Source organism: Tardiphaga sp. 215_C5_N2_1 (assembly GCF_052076055.1).
Classification (GTDB): Bacteria; Pseudomonadota; Alphaproteobacteria; order Rhizobiales; family Xanthobacteraceae; genus Tardiphaga; species Tardiphaga robiniae.
Genome location: NZ_CP197240.1, coordinates 371,510 through 388,068 on the forward strand (window position 1 = coordinate 371,510; position 16,559 = coordinate 388,068).

Genomic DNA, 16,559 nt, shown 5'->3' on the forward strand with positions numbered 1-16,559 from the left:
AATGGGCCGGCAATGGGTTCACTAAAAACCCGTGATGGCAAAACAATTTCGAGGAGCGGCGCATGACCGGCGCACGCATGACCACGCTCGCGCAATTGCGCGGCAGCATCGAACGCATCGAGACCCACAGCGATACCTATGCGCCGGATCGCGTGTCGCTCGGTCATGCCGAGGCGGACGCGGCGCTGCAAGGCGGGCTAGCACGTGGCACCATGCATGAGGTGTTCGCCGAAGGCCGGCACAGCGCGGCGGCCACGGGCTTTGTCGCCGGCCTCGCGCACCGTGTCTCGGCAAAGCGGCCGCTGCTGTGGATCCGGCAGGATTTCTCCGAACGCGAATGCGGCGCGCTGGCCATGAGCGGCTGGCGTGAGCTCGGCCTCGATCCGCGCCTGCTGGTCACCGTGCGCGCGCCCGATGTCGAGACGGCATTGCGGACCACGGCTGATGCGCTGGCCTGCGATGCGCTGGGCAGCGTCGTGCTGGAAACCTGGGGCGACAGCAAGCAGTTCGACCTCGTCGCCAGCCGCAAGCTCACGCTGGCGGCGCGCGGCTCGGGCGTCACGTGCCTGTTGCTGCGGACTGCAGGCGTTCCGGTCTCAAGTACGGCAGAGACGCGCTGGATCATCCGCTCCGCGCATTCGCCGCCATTCAGGCCCTGGCAATCATGGGGCGTGCCCATGCTCGACGTGCAACTGGTTCGAAATCGCCACGGCCCGAACGGGCAATGGATCATGGAATGGAAGTGTGATGAGTGCGTTTTCCGTGACACATCGGCGCATCCTCAGCCTGTGGCTGCCGCGCCTGCCAACCGATCGCATCAAACGTCAGCTCGCGCGCAACGGCGCGCCAGCTAATCTGCAAGCAAGTATTGTCGTCGCCAAGCAAAGCAATGCGCTGCAGATTTCCGCGCTGGACGATGCCGCGGCGAAGCTCGGCCTTGAACCAGGTCTGCCGCTTGCCAATGCCCGTGCGGTCTGTCCGGACATTCAGGTGTTCGATGCCGATCCTGTCGCCGATACGCAGGTACTGACCGACATCGCCGATTGGTGCGACCGCTTCACGCCACTGGTGGCGCTGGATCTGCCGCATGGTCTGTTTCTCGACATCACCGGCTGTGCCCATCTGTTCGGTGGCGAGGCCGCACTGATGGAGCAGCTCTGCGCGGCGCTGTCGCGGCAGGGTTTTATTGTCAGTGCAGCGATTGCGGGGACATCGACATGCGCGCGCACGCTCAGTCGATATGTACATGGCCGGATCGTCGCCGCGGGCGAGGAGGCCAAGGCAGTGACGTCGCTGCCGTTGTTCACGCTCGGCGCCGATGAGGCGATCATCCGCGGATTGCGCCGCGCCGGCTTGAAGACCATCGGCGATGTCGCCTCGCGGTCGCGCCCTGAAATCACTGCGCGCTTCGGCGCGGAATTCACGACGCTGCTGGAACAGGCGCTGGGGCAAAGCGATGCACCGATCTCGCCGCGCAAGCCGCTGCCGGATTATATCGTCGAGCAACGTTTCGCCGAACCGATTGCCACCGATGGCGTGATTACGCTGACACTGGCCAAGCTGGCGCGCACGCTGATCGATGCGATGGACAGGCAGGGCAAGGGCGCGCGGCGGCTGGAAGCGGCGTTCTTTCGCACCGACGGCGCGGTGCGGGTGATCACCGCGGAAACCGGCCTGCCGGTGACCAAGGGCGAGGTGATCGACCGGTTGTTCCGCGAGCGACTGGACGCGATTGCAGATCCACTCGATCCGGGCTTCGGTTTCGATATGATCCGCCTGTCAGCCAGCCGCACGGAAATCGTCGTGCAGCAGCAGCGCGACCTCGATGCCAATGTTCACGCCAATGACGAACTGGCCGACCTGATCGACCGTATTGCTGCGCGGATCGGGTCGCGGCGTGTGCTGGTTTATCTGCCCGTCGAGAGCCACATTCCCGAACGCGCGATGCTGGGTGTGCCGGCACAGCATCATCTGGCTGCCGCCATGCAGGCAGCATGGCCGGCGCGTGAAGACGAGCTGCCATTGCGGCCGTTACGGTTGTTCGAGCAGCCCGAACTGATCGATGTTCCGCTCGCGGAGTTTCCAGACAAGCCGCCGAAGAAGTTCACCTGGCGACGCGTTTCTCACAACGTCATTCATGTGGAAGGTCCGGAGCGTGTGTCGATGGAGTGGTGGCGTTCGCAGGAGGCGAAGCCCACGCGCGATTACTTTCGCGTCGAGGATGAGGCAGGTCAACGTTTCTGGCTCTTCCGCGACGGGCTTTATGGTGAGATCAGAGACGCGGACGATCAAGCCGTTTCGCCGCAATGGTTCGTGCATGGGCTGTTCGCATGAGCACGGGCGGCGTCGGCGCGACTGATTATGCCGAGATTGGTGTTACCAGCAATTTCTCGTTCCTGCGCGGTGCGTCGCATCCGCAGAACTATGTGCATCAGGCCAGTGCCGAGCGGCTTTATGCCATCGGCATTGCTGATCACAATACCATGGCCGGAGTGGCGCGTGCCTTTGCCGAGCTGGACCACAAGGATCTTGTCTACAAACCGAAGCTTCTGATCGGCACACGGCTGGTCTTCAATGACGGTACGCCTGACATCCTTGCCTATCCGTGCGACCGCGCTGCCTATGGCCGACTGTGCCGGTTGCTCAGTATGGGCAAGTTGCGCGGCAACAAGGGTGAATGCCTGTTGCAGCTCGGCGATCTCGCTGACTTTAGCGAAGGGCTGCTGCTTGTTTTGATGCCGGCCTATCGTATTGACAGCAACCTTGTCCTTCGCACGTTCGACGCACTATCTCAATTTTCGACAGGCGGTGTATGGCTCGGCGCCAGTCCGTTTCATCGGGGTGATGACAAACGCCGTCTGGCCAAGTTGCAGCGCATCGCAGCCACTGCGCGCGTGCCCCTGATTGCTACCAATGATGTGCTCTATCACATGCCGGAGCGTCGCATCCTGCAGGACGTGGTCAGTTGTATTCGCGAGAAGGCCACCATCGAGCAGGCCGGCCGCGTGCTGGAAATGAATGCCGAGCGGCATCTGAAGCCGGCTGCTGAAATGGCGCGGCTGTTTCGCGATTATCCGGATGCGATCCGCGAGACCATCCGTTTTGCCGATCGCATCACGTTTTCATTGAACCAACTCCAATACCAATATCCCGACGAACCGGTGCCGCCGGGAAAGACCGCGCAGCAGCATCTCGCGGATCTGACCTGGGAGGGATATGCCCGGCATTTCCCGAATAGTGTCGATGAGACGCTCGAAGCCACCTTACGCAAGGAGCTCGCGCTCATCGCCGAGCTCGGTTACGCGCATTACTTCCTGACCGTCCACGACATTGTGCGTTATGCGCGCAGCCAGAACATCCTGTGTCAGGGGCGGGGATCGGCGGCAAACTCAGCGGTCTGCTACATGCTCGATATCACCTCGGTCAATCCCGCCGAGGTCGACCTTTTGTTCGAGCGCTTCATCTCCAAGGAGCGGCTTGAGCCGCCGGACATCGATGTCGATTTTGAACACGTCCGGCGCGAGGAGGTGATGCAGTATGTCTACAAAAGATACGGCCGTCATCGCGCGGCGATCATCGCCACCGTCATTCACTACCGGCCGCGCTCGGCAATCCGCGATGTCGGCAAGGCGCTGGGGCTGACCGAGGACGTCACCTCGGCGCTGGCCGATACTGTCTGGGGCAGCTGGGGCAAGGGCCTCAACGAGATGCAGGTCAAGCAGGCCGGTCTCGATCCGTCTAATCCGATGATCATGCGCGCAGTCGAGCTTGCCACCGAGCTGATCGAATTTCCGCGCCATCTGTCGCAGCATGTGGGCGGCTATGTGCTGACGCAGGACCGGCTCGATACCTATGTGCCGATCGGGAATGCGGCGATGGACGACCGCACCTTCATCGAATGGGACAAGGACGATGTCGACACGATGAAAATGATGAAGGTCGACGTGCTCGCGCTGGGCATGCTGACCTGCATCCGGAAATGTTTGGATCTGGTCGCTTATCACAAAGGACAGCGTTACGAACTCAAGGACATCAAATCCAAGGATGATGATCCGGTCTACCAGATGCTTCAGCGGGGAGAATCCCTCGGCGTATTCCAGGTCGAGAGTCGTGCCCAGATGAACATGTTGCCGCGCTTGAAACCGCGCACCTTCTACGATCTCGTCATCGAAGTCGCGATTGTTCGCCCGGGCCCGATCCAGGGCAACATGGTGCATCCCTATCTCAAGCGGCGGGCGATGAACCCTGATGATATCGAATATCCATTTCCGAAGGGGGGCAACAAGGACGAACTGAAGAATGTCCTGCACAAGACCCTTGGCGTGCCACTGTTTCAGGAACAGGCGATGCGCATTGCCATCCAAGCGGCACATTTTACTTCAGAAGAGGCCAATGGTCTGCGCCGCGCCATGGCGACGTTCCGCAATGTCGGCACCATGCATACGTTCGAAGCGAAGATGGTCGGCAAGATGGTCGACCGCGGCTACGATCCGGTATTTTCCCAGAGCTGCTTCGATCAGATCAAAGGTTTTGGCAGCTACGGTTTTCCGGAAAGCCATGCGGCCAGCTTTGCGCAGCTGGTTTATGTCTCGTCATGGCTGAAACATTATCATCCGGATGCATTCTGCTGCGGGCTGTTGAACTCACAGCCGATGGGGTTTTATGCGCCGTCGCAGATCGTGCGCGATGCGCGCGACAACGGCGTCGATGTGCGGGAGATCGATGTGTCCTTCAGTCATTCGCAGAATACGCTAGAAGAACCGAGCGGAGACTATTGCGCCGTTCGCCTCGGCTTTCGCCAGATCGATGGATTCAAATGGGCGGATCCGGATGAGAAGCGCGAACGTGAAAAAGCTGGCAAGCCGCCGGGAGAAGATTGGGGCAAGCGCATCGTTGCCGCGCGAGAGCTACAGCCTTTCACCTCGCTGGAAGATTTTGCCCGCGATACCGCTTTGCCAAAACGCGCGCTGATCATGCTCGCCGATGCCGATGCATTTCGCTCCATCGGCCTGGATCGTCGTGCAGCATTATGGGCGGTAAGGCGCTTGCCGGATGACGTGCCGCTACCACTGTTCCAGATTGCGAGTGCCCGCGAACAGCCGGACGAACATGCGGCACCGCTGCCGCAGATGCCTTTGCCCGAACAGGTGGTCGCCGATTATCAGACTATCCGGCTGTCACTGAAGGGACATCCGATGGAGTTCCTGCGCGCGAATTTCACGCGGGAAAAAGTGGTGACCTGCGCGAGCATTGTGGATGCCAATGACAGACGGCGCGTGCGTTGTGCCGGCGTCGTGCTGGTGCGGCAGCGGCCGGGCAGCGCCAATGGCGTGGTCTTCATGACGCTGGAGGACGAGACCGGTATCGCCAATATCGTCGTATGGCCGAAGGTGATGGAGGAGTTTCGCAGGGAGGTCATGGGCTCCAGGCTCATTCTGGTCGAGGGTACGATTCAGAGCAGCCCGGACAAGGTCGTGCATCTCGTCGCCGAACGGCTGATCGATCGCTCGGACGATCTGAAGCACCTTGGCAATGATGCACTCGGCACACCGCAGCAGGCGCTGTCAGGTCCGGAACCGATCAATGACGATCGCCGCGAGCATCCCGACAATCCCGCACAACGCATTCGCCATCCGCGCAATGTCCGGATCCTGCCGCGCTCGCGGGATTTCCATTAAGCGCCGTTCAGAAACCATTCAGCCGTTCTTACCTATTCAGGTGATGCACCGACTGGCGGTCCGCCGGGCGGCCGGTGCAGGAAAGTAATAGTGGCATAGGCGCCGATCCATGAACCGACGGCGGCGAACCCCACATACATCCAGTTTTCGGTATAGCTGATGACGGCATAGGACGAGAGTACATACCAGACGCTGCTCCAGGTGGCCGCAGGGATGCGCCGACGGGCCACCACCGCAGAGGTGAACATCACATAGACCGCGTCGGTGGCAGCCGTGGCCAGCACCACGGCGCCGGCTGTCAATGGATCGATGGTGGCCATGCTCTCTCCTCCATGCTTGTACAAGATGATGCGATGACGGATGTGGTCACCTGGAAGCGTGAGCTGAATCGGTGGCGTGGGAAAGGGGGAGGACGTTGATGTACGGCATTCGTGAACTGCTCGGCGACCTCTGGAGGCAGGCTGGCGGTGATATTGCGGCGCTCCAGCGTGTCGCGCTGACCGGCAATGAGCCGCAATTGCCGTCGTCATTCCATGTCGGTGCAGCCGCTCAGGTCAGTATCGCTGCGGCCGGAATGGCGGCTGCCGAAATCTGGCGGCTACGCAGCGGGCAGACGCAGACTGTCTCCGTCGACATGCGCCACGCCATCGTCGAATGCCGCAGCGAGCGCTATCTGCGCTGCGACGGCAATCCGCCGCCGCCCGCCTGGGATGCGATCGCCGGCGTCTACCAGACCGGTGACGGCAAGTTCGTGCGGCTGCATACCAATTTCCCGCATCATCGCGATGCTGTCTGCCAGGTGCTGTCATGTGCGCCGACGCGTGAGGCGGTGCAGGCGGCTCTGATGCAATGGAACGGCGAGGCCTTCGAGACCGCGGCCTATGCAGCCGGCGGTGTCGTAGCGCTGATGCGATCCCATGACGAATGGATGGGGTTGCCGCAGGCCAAAGCCGTTGCTGAACTGCCGCTCGTCGAGATCACCCGGATTGGCGACGCCGAACCGAAGCTGTGGCCGATCGGCGCCCGGCCGCTTGCCGGTTTGCGCGTACTCGATCTCTCACGCGTTATCGCCGGTCCTGTCGCTGGTCGCACGCTTGCGGCCCATGGCGCGGATGTGATGCTGGTCTCCAGCCCCGATCTGCCGGCGATCCCGTGGCTCAGCATCGATACCGGCCGCGGCAAGCTCTCGAGCTTCGTGGATCTTCAGAGCGGGCAGGGGCGCGACACCTTGCGAGGATTGCTCGCGCAGGCGGATATCTTCTCGCAGGGCTACCGCCCGCAATCGCTCGCGGCGCTCGGCTTCTCGCCGGAGGAGGCGGCCCGTGTCAGTCCCGGTATCGTCTATGTCTCGCTCTCCGCCTATGGCCGCTCCGGGCCGTGGGCCGGGCGCCGCGGCTTCGATTCTCTCGTGCAATGCGCGACCGGCTTCAACCATGCCGAAGGGCAGGCGGCCGGCGTCGATGGGCCCAGAGAATTACCGGCCCAGATGCTGGATCACGCCACCGGCTACTTAATGGCGTTCGGCGCCATGATCGCCCGTGCACGTCAGGCGCGTGAAGGCGGTAGCTGGCACGTGCAGGTCTCTCTTGCCCGCACCGGTCAATGGCTGTGGGATATGGGAAGGATCGCGGATGGTCTCGCGGTCGAAGACTTGAAGGGAGAGATGGTCAAAGCCTTTACTGAGGATATGCCGTCCGGATTTGGCCAGTTGTCGGCGGTCCGTCATGCAGCCGTGTTATCGCGAACCCCGGCATCGTGGGTGCGTCCAGCCATGCCCCTCGGCAGCCATCCGGCGGTATGGCCGTCCGGCAATTGAAACCCATTTGCAGGATTTCAAAATTTTAACGAAGATTCGTAAGTGCACACGCGTTTTTAGATTGTCTGAACGCCCAGATGCGCACTATTAGCGCGTGAATGGGACAAATCGCCGCGGAATAAGTGCGTTTCCTACCAAGGACTGGACAGTGACGAATTTAGATCAACGATCTCAGCTGTTTAGCGGAAAACGCCTGATCGCGGGCGGTTGCATTGCTGCTATGCTGGTCGCCGCAGGCATCGGCTACGTGCGGCTGTCCACCCCGTCGAAGGGGCATTCCGACGTTTCGAGCCAGTCGCGAAAGAACCCGCAGCGTTATGCAACGTCGCCGTCGGAATGGGCGAGCCTGACCATCGAGCCGGTCACTGTGCGTGCCTTCCGCGCCGAACACGTCACCGAGGGCAAGATTGCCGTCGATGAGGACCGCTCGACCCCGATCTTCTCACCCTATGCCGGCCGCGTCACCAAGCTGCTCGCCAAGCCAGGCGACCACGTCGAAAAGGGCCAGCCGCTCTTTGTGATCGAAGCAGCCGACACCGTCGGCGCGCAGAATGATTTCGTTGCCGCGACCACGGCTCTCAACAAGGCGAAGTCGCAAGTCGACCTCGCACAGATCCAGGACAAGCGCGCCCGCGACCTGTTCGAAGGCAAGGCTGTGCCGCTGAAAGACTATCAGCAGAGCCAGGCCACGCTGCTGCAGGCACAGAACGATCTGCGCACCGCCGACACGGCACTCGAAGCCGCACGCAATCGCCTTCGTATTCTTGGCCTCTCGGAAGACGCCATCACGGCGTTTCAGGAGAAAGGCCGTATCAATCCGGAAACGACGATCTACGCGCCGCTTGCAGGCACGGTGGTTCAGCGCAAGATCGGCCCGGGCCAGTACATCAGCGCCGGCGCTGCCGATCCGGTCTTCGTGATCGGCGATCTCTCATCGGTGTGGCTCACGGCCTTCGTGCGCGAGACCGAAGCTGCTGCCGTGCAGATCGGTCAGGAAATGAGTTTCACCGCACTCGCGCTGCCGGGCCGTGTGCTCACTGGCCGCATCAGCTATGTCGCGACTGCGCTCGATCCCGCGACGCGTCGTCTGCTGGTACGTGCCACGCTGGACAACAGCAACGGTCTGCTGAAGCCGGAAATGTTCACCACCGTGACGATCTACGCGCCTGGCGACCAGCCGACGATAGGCGTGCCGAAAACGGCGCTGATCTATGAAGGCGATCAGGTCCGCGTCTGGGTCGCGCATGACGACAAGACCATCGAGCTGCGCACGATCAAGACCGGTATGACCAATGGCAATCTCGTCGAGGTCCATGGCAACCTGAAAGCCGGCGAACGCATCGTCACCAAAGGCAGCTTGTTTATCGATCGCGCGGCCTCCGCCAGCTAACCCCCAGCTTCGGCTCTTCTGAAAGGTCCGATCTGGATGGATCGTCTTGTTGCTCTGGCCGTCGACCGTCGCTTCCTGATGGTGGCGATGTTCGCCGTCGTTTTCATCGGTGGTCTGTTTGCTTTCAATCAGCTGAATATCGAGGCCTATCCCGATCCGACCCCGCCGATGGTCGATATTGTGACCCAGAGCAACGGTCTCTCTGCCGAGGAAATCGAACGCTACATCACGATTCCGATCGAAGCGCAGGTCGCGGGCATCAAGAACCTCAAAACGATCCGCACTATCTCGCTCTACGGTCTCTCCGACGTCAAATTGCAGTTTTCGTTCGACTACACCTATGACGAAGCATTGCAGCAAGTCCTGAACCGGTTGTCGCAGCTCGGGACCTTGCCGGGCAATGCACAGCCGACGATATCGCCGATCTCTGCGGTAGGGGAAATCTTCCGTTATCGTCTGGTGGGGCCGCCGAACTATAGCGTGCTCGATCTCAAGACCCTGCAAGATTGGATCATGCAGCGCCGCTTCCGTGCGGTACCAGGGGTCATCGACGTCATTGGTTGGGGTGGCAAGACAAAAACCTATGAGATCCAGGTCGACTTCAGCAAGCTCGTTGCCTATGGCTTGACGCTGCCGCAACTGCTGACCGCCGTCGGCAACGCCAATATCAATGTCGGCGGCAACACCGTGAATATCGGCGCGCAATCGGCCGTGGTGCGCGGCGTCGGCCTCATTCGCTCGATCGACGACCTTTCCAATACGATGATCTCCCAGACCAACGGCAATCCGGTTCTGGTCAAGGATGTCGCCACGGTGTCGGTCGGCGAGAAGCCGCGCCTCGGCATTGCCGGTCTCAATCAGGAGGACGATATCGTCCAGGGCATCGTGCTGATGCGCCGCGGCGAGAAGAGTTCGCCGACCATCGCGCGTGTCGAACAGCTGGTGCAGCAGATCAATCGCGGAGGCATCTTGCCGCCCGGCGTGCGGATCGAACGCATCTATGACCGCAAGGACCTGATCGATACCACCACGCATACGGTGCTGCACAACATGGTCGTCGGCATCCTGCTGATCGTGCTGCTGCAATGGATGTTCCTCGGCAACCTGCGCAGCGCGCTGATTGTTGGCGCCACTATTCCGTTCGCGTTGTTTTTCGCTGTCATCATTCTGGTGCTGCGCGGTGAATCCGCCAACCTGCTATCGGTGGGCGCCATCGATTTCGGCCTGATCGTCGATGGTACGGTCATCATGGTAGAGGCTATCTTCAGACGGCTGACCCAGACCACAGAGCTTTCCGAAGCGGAGCGCAGCCACATCTCGCCCGAGACCATCATGGGCATGAAGAAGCATGGTATCCTCAGCGCATCCGCTGACGTGTCGCGCTCGATCTTCTTTGCCGCCGCTATCATCATCGCCGCGTTCCTGCCGCTGTTCACGCTGTCTGGCGTCGAGGGCAATATCTTTGGGCCGATGGCGCGGACCTATGCTTATGCGCTGGCCGGTGGCCTGATCGCGACATTCACCGTCACGCCTGCGCTGAGCGCGATCATTCTGCCGGCGCATGTCCAGGAGACCGAAACCTGGATCATGCGCCAGCTGCATCGCCTCTATATGCCGGTGCTGCACTGGGCGGTCGCCAGCCGAAAGATCGTACTGGGCATTGCGATTGGTCTCGTCGTGGTGACTTTCTTCATGGCGCGTTTCCTCGGCCTGGAATTTCTGCCGAAGCTGGAAGAGGGCAATCTCTGGATCCGCGCCACGCTGCCGCCGACGATCTCGCTGCAGGAAGGCAACACTTACGTCAACGAGATGCGCAGGCTGATCCGCCAGCAGCCCGAGGTAGAATCCGTCGTCTCGCAGCACGGCCGTCCCGATGACGGCACCGACGCGGCTGGCTTGTTCAACGCGGAATTCTTCGCCCCGCTGAAGCCTGCCTCCGAATGGCCGGCGCCGCAGGACAAGGATGCGCTGACGGCGCGCCTGCTCAAGGAACTGCAGACGAAATTTCCCGGCGTCGAGTTCAATTTCTCGCAATATCTGCAGGACAACGTCTCTGAAGCCGTCTCAGGCGTGAAGGGCGAGAATTCGATCAAGCTCTACGGCAACGATCTGGATGCACTGACCAAGACCGCTAACGAGATCAAGGCCGTACTGTCGACGGTGCAGGGCGTGACGGATCTCGCCGTGTTCACATCGTTGGGACAGCCAACCATCCAGATCGACGTCGACCGTGCCAAGGCTGCGCGCTACGGATTGTCGCCCGGCGATATCAACGCCACCATCAAGGTCGCGATCGGCGGCGACTCCGCGGGCGATCTCTATGAGCCCGGCAGCGATCGGCATTTCCCGATCATGGTGCGGTTAGCGCCGGAATATCGCCGTAGCGCTGAGGCGATCCAGAATTTGCGCATCGGCGCACCCGGTCCGAACGGCACGATCGCGCAGATCCCGCTAAGTGAAGTGGCGTCGATCAATCTCGTCTCCGGTGCGGCCTATATATATCGCGAGAACCAGGAGCGTTATCTGCCGATCAAGTTCTCGGTACGCGAACGCGATCTCGGCAGCGCCATTCAGGAAGCGCAGGACAAGGTCGCCGCGCTCGTTCAGCTGCCGCCGGGCTCGCGGACCGAATGGGTCGGCGAGTTCGGCAATCTTCAGGACGCTATCGCACGGCTTTCCATCGTGGTGCCGATCAGCCTCGCTCTGATCGGCGTGCTGCTCTGGTTCAACTTTGGCTCGATGGCCGACACACTGCTGGCCATGAGTGTGATCCCGATGGCGATCTTTGGCGGCGTGCTCGGTCTACTGATCACGGGTATTCCGTTCAGCGTATCGGCGGCGATCGGCTTCATCGCGCTCTTCGGCATTGCTGTCATGGACGGCATCCTGATCCTGTCACAATACAATCAGCTGATCGACGAGGGCTATGAGCGCATCAAGGCTGTGATCCGGACCGGCGAGTTGCAACTGCGGCCGGTGCTCATGACCTGCATCGTTGCGGGCGTCGGCCTGCTGCCGGCGGCGCTGTCGGAGGGAATCGGGTCTCAGGTCCAGAAGCCGCTCGCGGTTGTCGTCGTCACTGGCATGATGCTGGCGCCGCTGGTGATCCTGATCACCCTGCCGGTGCTGATCTCGTTCTTCTCAAGCCGGGCGCGTTAAACCAGCTTGCGACGGGAGCGGCTCGGGCTGTCCCTGAGGCAGCCCAATGGCCATATCCAAAAAACCGGCCTCGGCATGGATCGAAACCGGCGCTTGCCCGTTGACCGGTTCCCCACCCGGCTATTCCAGCCCCCGTGGCGTTTCGGTAGGTGCTCTTGAACGCTGTATTTACTGATCTTTTTTCAAAGATGCAGCCGTGCCATGCTGGCGGCCGTCGTTTCGAGCGCCGCATCTTTTCAGAGACTTTTTGATGCTCACCAAGACCGCCTCTGTCGACCTGACCAATTGCGACCGCGAGCCAATCCACATCCCCGGCAGTGTTCAACCCTATGGTTGTCTGCTCGCCTGCGATGGCTCTGTCGGGATGGTCCGGCGCCATTCGGTCAATGCCGGCGCGATGCTTGGTGTGGGATCAGGCGACATCAATGGCCGCAGGCTAGACGATCTGATCGGCGAGGGGCCGGCGCACGACATTCGCAACGCCATCGCCAAATGGGGCAACCAGCAGCGCCCGGGATTGCTGATCGATTTCAAGGTCGCGCATTCGCAGACCGCGTTCAACGTCGCTGTGCATCGGCACAAGGGCGTCAACATCATCGAATTCGAGCCTGTGGACGCCAGCGAGGCGACACCGCCTCTGGAGTTGTCGCGCTTGCTGATCGGCCGCATCGGCCAATGCAACGATCTCGATGTGTTGTTCGACAACGCGGCGCGGCTGCTGCGCGGCGCACTCGGCTACGACCGGGTGATGGTCTATCAATTCGCTCATGATGGCTCCGGCCGGGTGATCAGCGAGGCGCGCCGCGGCGATCTCGAGAGCTTTCTAGGGCAGCACTTCCCGGCCGGCGACATCCCGCAGCAGGCGAGGGTACTTTACGTCCAGAACACGGTGCGTATCGTCTCGGATGCAAGCGGTGAGCGGGTGGCCATCGATCCGGAGTTCGACACATCCGGTGAACCACTCGACCTGTCCTTTGCACATCTGCGCAGCGTTTCGCCGATCCACTGCGAGTATCTCCGCAATATGGGCGTCGGTGCGTCGATGTCGATTTCCATTATCCATGACGGCGTGCTCTGGGGGCTGATCGCCTGTCATCACTATGCACCGCGCGCGCTTTCCATGGAGAAGCGCGTCGCTGCAGAAATGTTTGGCGAGTTCTTTTCCATGCAACTGGCCGGGCTTCTTCAAAAGCGCAAACTGGCTGCTAGCGAAAGCGCGCGGCGCTATCTCGACCAGCTGTTGCACAATGTTTCGCATCACAGCGATATCGAAGACCTGCTCAAGGAAAGCATTCGCGATTTTAGCGTACTGATGCCGTGTGACGGTATTGGCCTATATCTCAACAAGACCTGGACGTCTTATGGCAGTGCGCCACCGGCTGCCGCAGCGCCGGCGCTCATGGGCTTCATCAATTCAGTGGCCGAGGGCAGGGTGTGGGCGACGAGCGCATTGTCAGATCGATTACCTGCAGCTGAAGACTATGCCGTTGCCGTTTCCGGCGTACTGGCCGTGCCCTTGTCGCAACTGCCGCGCGATTATCTTCTGTTCTTTCGTAGCGAAGTTGCGCAAACCCTGAACTGGGCGGGTGATCCCAACAAGACGTACGAAATCGGCCCATTGGGCGATCGGCTGACACCGCGCAAGAGCTTCGCGATCTGGAAGGAGACCGTACAGCGCCAGTCCCAGCCATGGTTGCAAAACGAGCGCGACACCGCCGAGGCCGTGCGCTCGGCTTTGGTGGAAGTGGTGCTTCGCCACAACGAATTACTGGCGGATGAGCGGCACAAGGCTGACCTGCGCCAGAAAATGTTGAATGAAGAGCTCAATCATCGCGTCAAGAATATCCTGGCACTGATCAAATCGCTGGTCTCCCACCCGGTCGAGGATGGCCGCAGCATCGAGGATTATGTCGCCTCCCTGAAGGGACGTATTCAGGCCTTGTCGCTTGCGCATGATCAGGTCATCCGCGGCGCCGGTGGCGGTGCGTTGAAGGGATTGCTCGATGCGGAATTTTCGCCGTATCGCGAGTCGGTGAAAGCGATCGAGGTGACCGGCCCCGATGTTTCGCTCGACGCTCGGGCCTATTCGGTACTCGCATTGGTGCTGCACGAACTGGCCACCAATGCCGCCAAATATGGTGCGCTTTCCGTAAGCACGGGGCGCTTGTCGCTCCAGTGGAAACGCACCGATATCGGCGACTGCGAAATCCACTGGCTTGAGCGCGACGGCCCCCTTGTCGCGCCGCCATTGCGGCCGGGCTTTGGATCGATGCTGATCAGCCGCAGCATTCCCTATGATCTCGGGGGTGAAAGTGATGTCGATTATGAGCCGGCCGGCGCGCGCGTGCGGTTGCTCATCCCGGCGCGCTTCGTTGTCTGGCCCGCGCCGGCGGCGGCGCGCAACGTGCGCGCCCGACGCGAGGACGACAGGCCGATGGCGTCGATGCGCGGCTTGAAGGTGTTGATGGTCGAGGACCAGCTTCTGATTGCCATGGACGTCGAGACCATGCTGACCCACGAGGGCGCGGCATCGGTCGAGACAGCATCTTCGGTCAAGGAGGCATTGATCGCGCTGGCGATCATGAGGCCTGATGTTGCCATCCTCGACGTCAATCTCGGCAATGGCAGTTCGGTGCCGGTGGCCCAGGCATTGTGCGAGCGAGGCATCCCCTTCGTCTTCGCCACAGGTTATGGCGAAACCAGCCTGATCCCGGCGTCGATGGATGACGTGCCGATCGTACGCAAGCCCTACGACCTCGCATCGCTGGTCGCCGCGATGACCACGGCGATGACGAAGAAGAGCTCGGCCGGATAGTTTACTGCCCCGAGGGCGTGCGCAGCCCGTGCCAGGCATCGCGCACCTGATGGTAATGAACTTCTGGTAGATAGTCTGGCGTGTTCAGCCCAAGCGTCTTCACATCCAGCCTGCCAATTGCGCTGAGCAGCGAATAGGATGCGATGACCCGGTCACGTTGCGCGCCAATCAGGCGTGCCTTTGCCTGTACGAGATCCTGCTGTGAGTTCAGGACGTCGACAGTAGTGCGCTGACCGCCTTGGGCCTCGCGCTGTACGCCCTGCAGTGCAACGCCAGCAGCGCGTACTTCGGCTTCAGCGGCACTCACCGCCGTCTTGGCGCCTTCATTTGACACCCATGCACCGACGACTGCTGTGCGGGCCTGATTGCGGACCTGCTCGAGCACCAGACGGCTAACCGATGACAGTTCCTTGGCCTGGCGCGTCTGCGCAGCACCGAGGCCGCCGTCATAGATCGGCGCCGTCAATTGGCCGACGATCGAAGCCTGGTCGGTGCCAAAAGTGCCAAGCGTCGGATCCGATTGGCTGGATTTGCTGGCGCTGCCCTGCAGCGTCAGAGTGGGCAACAGGCTGCTCTCGGCCACTTTGATCGTCGTGGTCGCCACGTCGACATCGTAGCCGGCTGCCAGCACGGCGGGGTGCGCCTTGAAAGCCTGATTGACGGCATCGTCGCGGTTGCGCGGCAGCAGCCGATCCATCGGTTCCGCCGGACTGAGCCGCGAGGGTGCAGCACCAATCACCTGCGTATAAGTTGCCTGGCTGATGGCGAGATTGACCTCGGCGGCATTGAGATCGGCCTGGCCACGCGCCAGTCGCGCTTCGGCCTGTGACGTGTCGGTGGGCGTGACGTCCCCGGCGTTGAGCCGCTTCTGGGCGATGCCGAGGGTTTCGCGCAGGGAGGTGACGTTGGTGCGCTGGGCTTCGACCAGCGATTGGTTGGCGAGAACATTGGTATAGGCAACGACAGCATCGAGCAGCACGCCCTGGCCGACATTGCGCAGCGCTTCCCGGCCGGACTGGACCTGCAATTCCGCGACGCGGACACTGTTGGCTGTCTTGTTTCCGTTATAAAGCGTCTGGGTGACTGTGACGCCGATGGTCCATGGCTTCAGCGTTGCGCCCTGGATGGTGTTGTCTACGAGCAGGTTGCGTACGGCCTGAAGGCCATAGCTCAGTGTGGCTGCCACCTGGGGCCGGTAGCCGGCCATCGCCTGCGGAACGTTCTCATCGGTGGCACGCTGGCGAGCCCGTTCGCCGTTCAGCTGCGGATTGGACTGATAGGCTTTGGCAAGGGCTTCCGACACCGTTTCGGCTCGGGCATCGACCGCAGCAAAAATGCCATAGCCAATCAGGCTCAGGGCCATGCCTGTCCGAAGCGCGCGCCTTGCGGCGAGGCCAAATATGCCGTGACGAACCATATTATCCCAAAGCAATCTTCGGACGTCCGCCCCCGCTGACGTCTAGGTATGTTTAGAGGGCGTTGCCTTTGCAGGCAAACCATCCGGCGAAGAACCTCCGGGCTTTTGCGCTTTCCCCACAGGGCATTTGGCTGCCCCGATTTGCTTGATTGATCAGGACTCTAGGGAGGATGGGGCGCTCCGTGAATGCGACGAATAAACCCGCTTCACATGGCCGCGTGTGTTGCATGTCGGGCACATTTCTGAATAACCGCACGCAGTGGTAACTCTGTCCGGCTTTGCTG

Annotated in this window: 9 protein-coding genes; 7 read left to right on the forward strand and 2 right to left on the reverse strand. The window is 61.2% G+C overall.

The annotated features are described in order from the left end of the window. The first annotated feature begins 62 nt into the window (after positions 1–62). The 3 genes from AB7828_RS01575 to AB7828_RS01585 are packed head-to-tail and all read left to right on the forward strand — an operon-like array spanning position 63 to position 5,678. Complete coding sequence (locus AB7828_RS01575; protein ID WP_175366676.1) at positions 63–854, forward strand: ImuA family protein; 792 nt, start codon at positions 63–65, stop codon at positions 852–854. Further along, positions 748–2,334: a Y-family DNA polymerase gene (locus AB7828_RS01580; RefSeq protein WP_441229207.1), complete on the forward strand. Its 1,587-nt coding sequence runs from the start codon at positions 748–750 to the stop codon at positions 2,332–2,334. The genes AB7828_RS01575 and AB7828_RS01580 overlap by 107 nt, the downstream gene beginning before the upstream one ends. Next, positions 2,331–5,678, forward strand: a complete 3,348-nt coding sequence (locus AB7828_RS01585; RefSeq protein ID WP_441229208.1) for an error-prone DNA polymerase — start codon at positions 2,331–2,333, stop codon at positions 5,676–5,678. The genes AB7828_RS01580 and AB7828_RS01585 overlap by 4 nt, the downstream gene beginning before the upstream one ends. Before the next feature lie 32 nt (positions 5,679–5,710). On the opposite strand, the gene AB7828_RS01590 is transcribed toward AB7828_RS01585, so the two are convergent. After that, the gene (locus AB7828_RS01590; protein WP_089266972.1) at positions 5,711–5,998 is read right to left on the reverse strand and encodes a hypothetical protein; all 288 of its coding nucleotides are present in this window, start codon (positions 5,996–5,998) and stop codon (positions 5,711–5,713) included. 98 nt (positions 5,999–6,096) lie between these two features. On the opposite strand from AB7828_RS01590, the gene AB7828_RS01595 reads away from it, so the two are divergent. From AB7828_RS01595 to AB7828_RS01610, 4 genes are all read left to right on the forward strand, one after another. Further along, positions 6,097–7,494, forward strand: a complete 1,398-nt coding sequence (locus AB7828_RS01595; RefSeq protein ID WP_441229209.1) for a CoA transferase — start codon at positions 6,097–6,099, stop codon at positions 7,492–7,494. Positions 7,495–7,714: 220 nt separating this feature from the next. After that, positions 7,715–8,884 (forward strand): efflux RND transporter periplasmic adaptor subunit, encoded by a 1,170-nt coding sequence (locus AB7828_RS01600; protein ID WP_441229210.1) that lies wholly within the window; start codon positions 7,715–7,717, stop codon positions 8,882–8,884. Between the two features lie 36 nt (positions 8,885–8,920). Then, positions 8,921–12,043: an efflux RND transporter permease subunit gene (locus tag AB7828_RS01605; RefSeq protein WP_089266975.1), complete on the forward strand. Its 3,123-nt coding sequence runs from the start codon at positions 8,921–8,923 to the stop codon at positions 12,041–12,043. Between the two features lie 250 nt (positions 12,044–12,293). Then, positions 12,294–14,858, forward strand: a complete 2,565-nt coding sequence (locus AB7828_RS01610; RefSeq protein ID WP_441229211.1) for an HWE histidine kinase domain-containing protein — start codon at positions 12,294–12,296, stop codon at positions 14,856–14,858. 1 nt (position 14,859) lies between these two features. Here AB7828_RS01610 and AB7828_RS01615 read toward each other — a convergent pair whose 3' ends face one another. Then, entirely contained in the window at positions 14,860–16,275 is a 1,416-nt protein-coding gene (locus AB7828_RS01615) for a TolC family outer membrane protein (protein WP_089266977.1), read from the reverse strand. Positions 16,276–16,559 lie beyond the last annotated feature (284 nt).

Bases quoted from the DNA above. Each gene is read 5' to 3' on its own strand.
- AB7828_RS01575 (WP_175366676.1), top strand. From the start codon at position 63: ATGACCGGCGCACGCATGACCACGCTCGCGCAATTGCGCGGCAGCATC.
- AB7828_RS01580 (WP_441229207.1), top strand. From the start codon at position 748: ATGAGTGCGTTTTCCGTGACACATCGGCGCATCCTCAGCCTGTGGCTG.
- AB7828_RS01585 (WP_441229208.1), top strand. From the start codon at position 2,331: ATGAGCACGGGCGGCGTCGGCGCGACTGATTATGCCGAGATTGGTGTT.
- AB7828_RS01590 (WP_089266972.1), bottom strand. From the start codon at position 5,998: ATGGCCACCATCGATCCATTGACAGCCGGCGCCGTGGTGCTGGCCACG.
- AB7828_RS01595 (WP_441229209.1), top strand. From the start codon at position 6,097: ATGTACGGCATTCGTGAACTGCTCGGCGACCTCTGGAGGCAGGCTGGC.
- AB7828_RS01600 (WP_441229210.1), top strand. From the start codon at position 7,715: ATGCTGGTCGCCGCAGGCATCGGCTACGTGCGGCTGTCCACCCCGTCG.
- AB7828_RS01605 (WP_089266975.1), top strand. From the start codon at position 8,921: ATGGATCGTCTTGTTGCTCTGGCCGTCGACCGTCGCTTCCTGATGGTG.
- AB7828_RS01610 (WP_441229211.1), top strand. From the start codon at position 12,294: ATGCTCACCAAGACCGCCTCTGTCGACCTGACCAATTGCGACCGCGAG.
- AB7828_RS01615 (WP_089266977.1), bottom strand. From the start codon at position 16,275: ATGGTTCGTCACGGCATATTTGGCCTCGCCGCAAGGCGCGCGCTTCGG.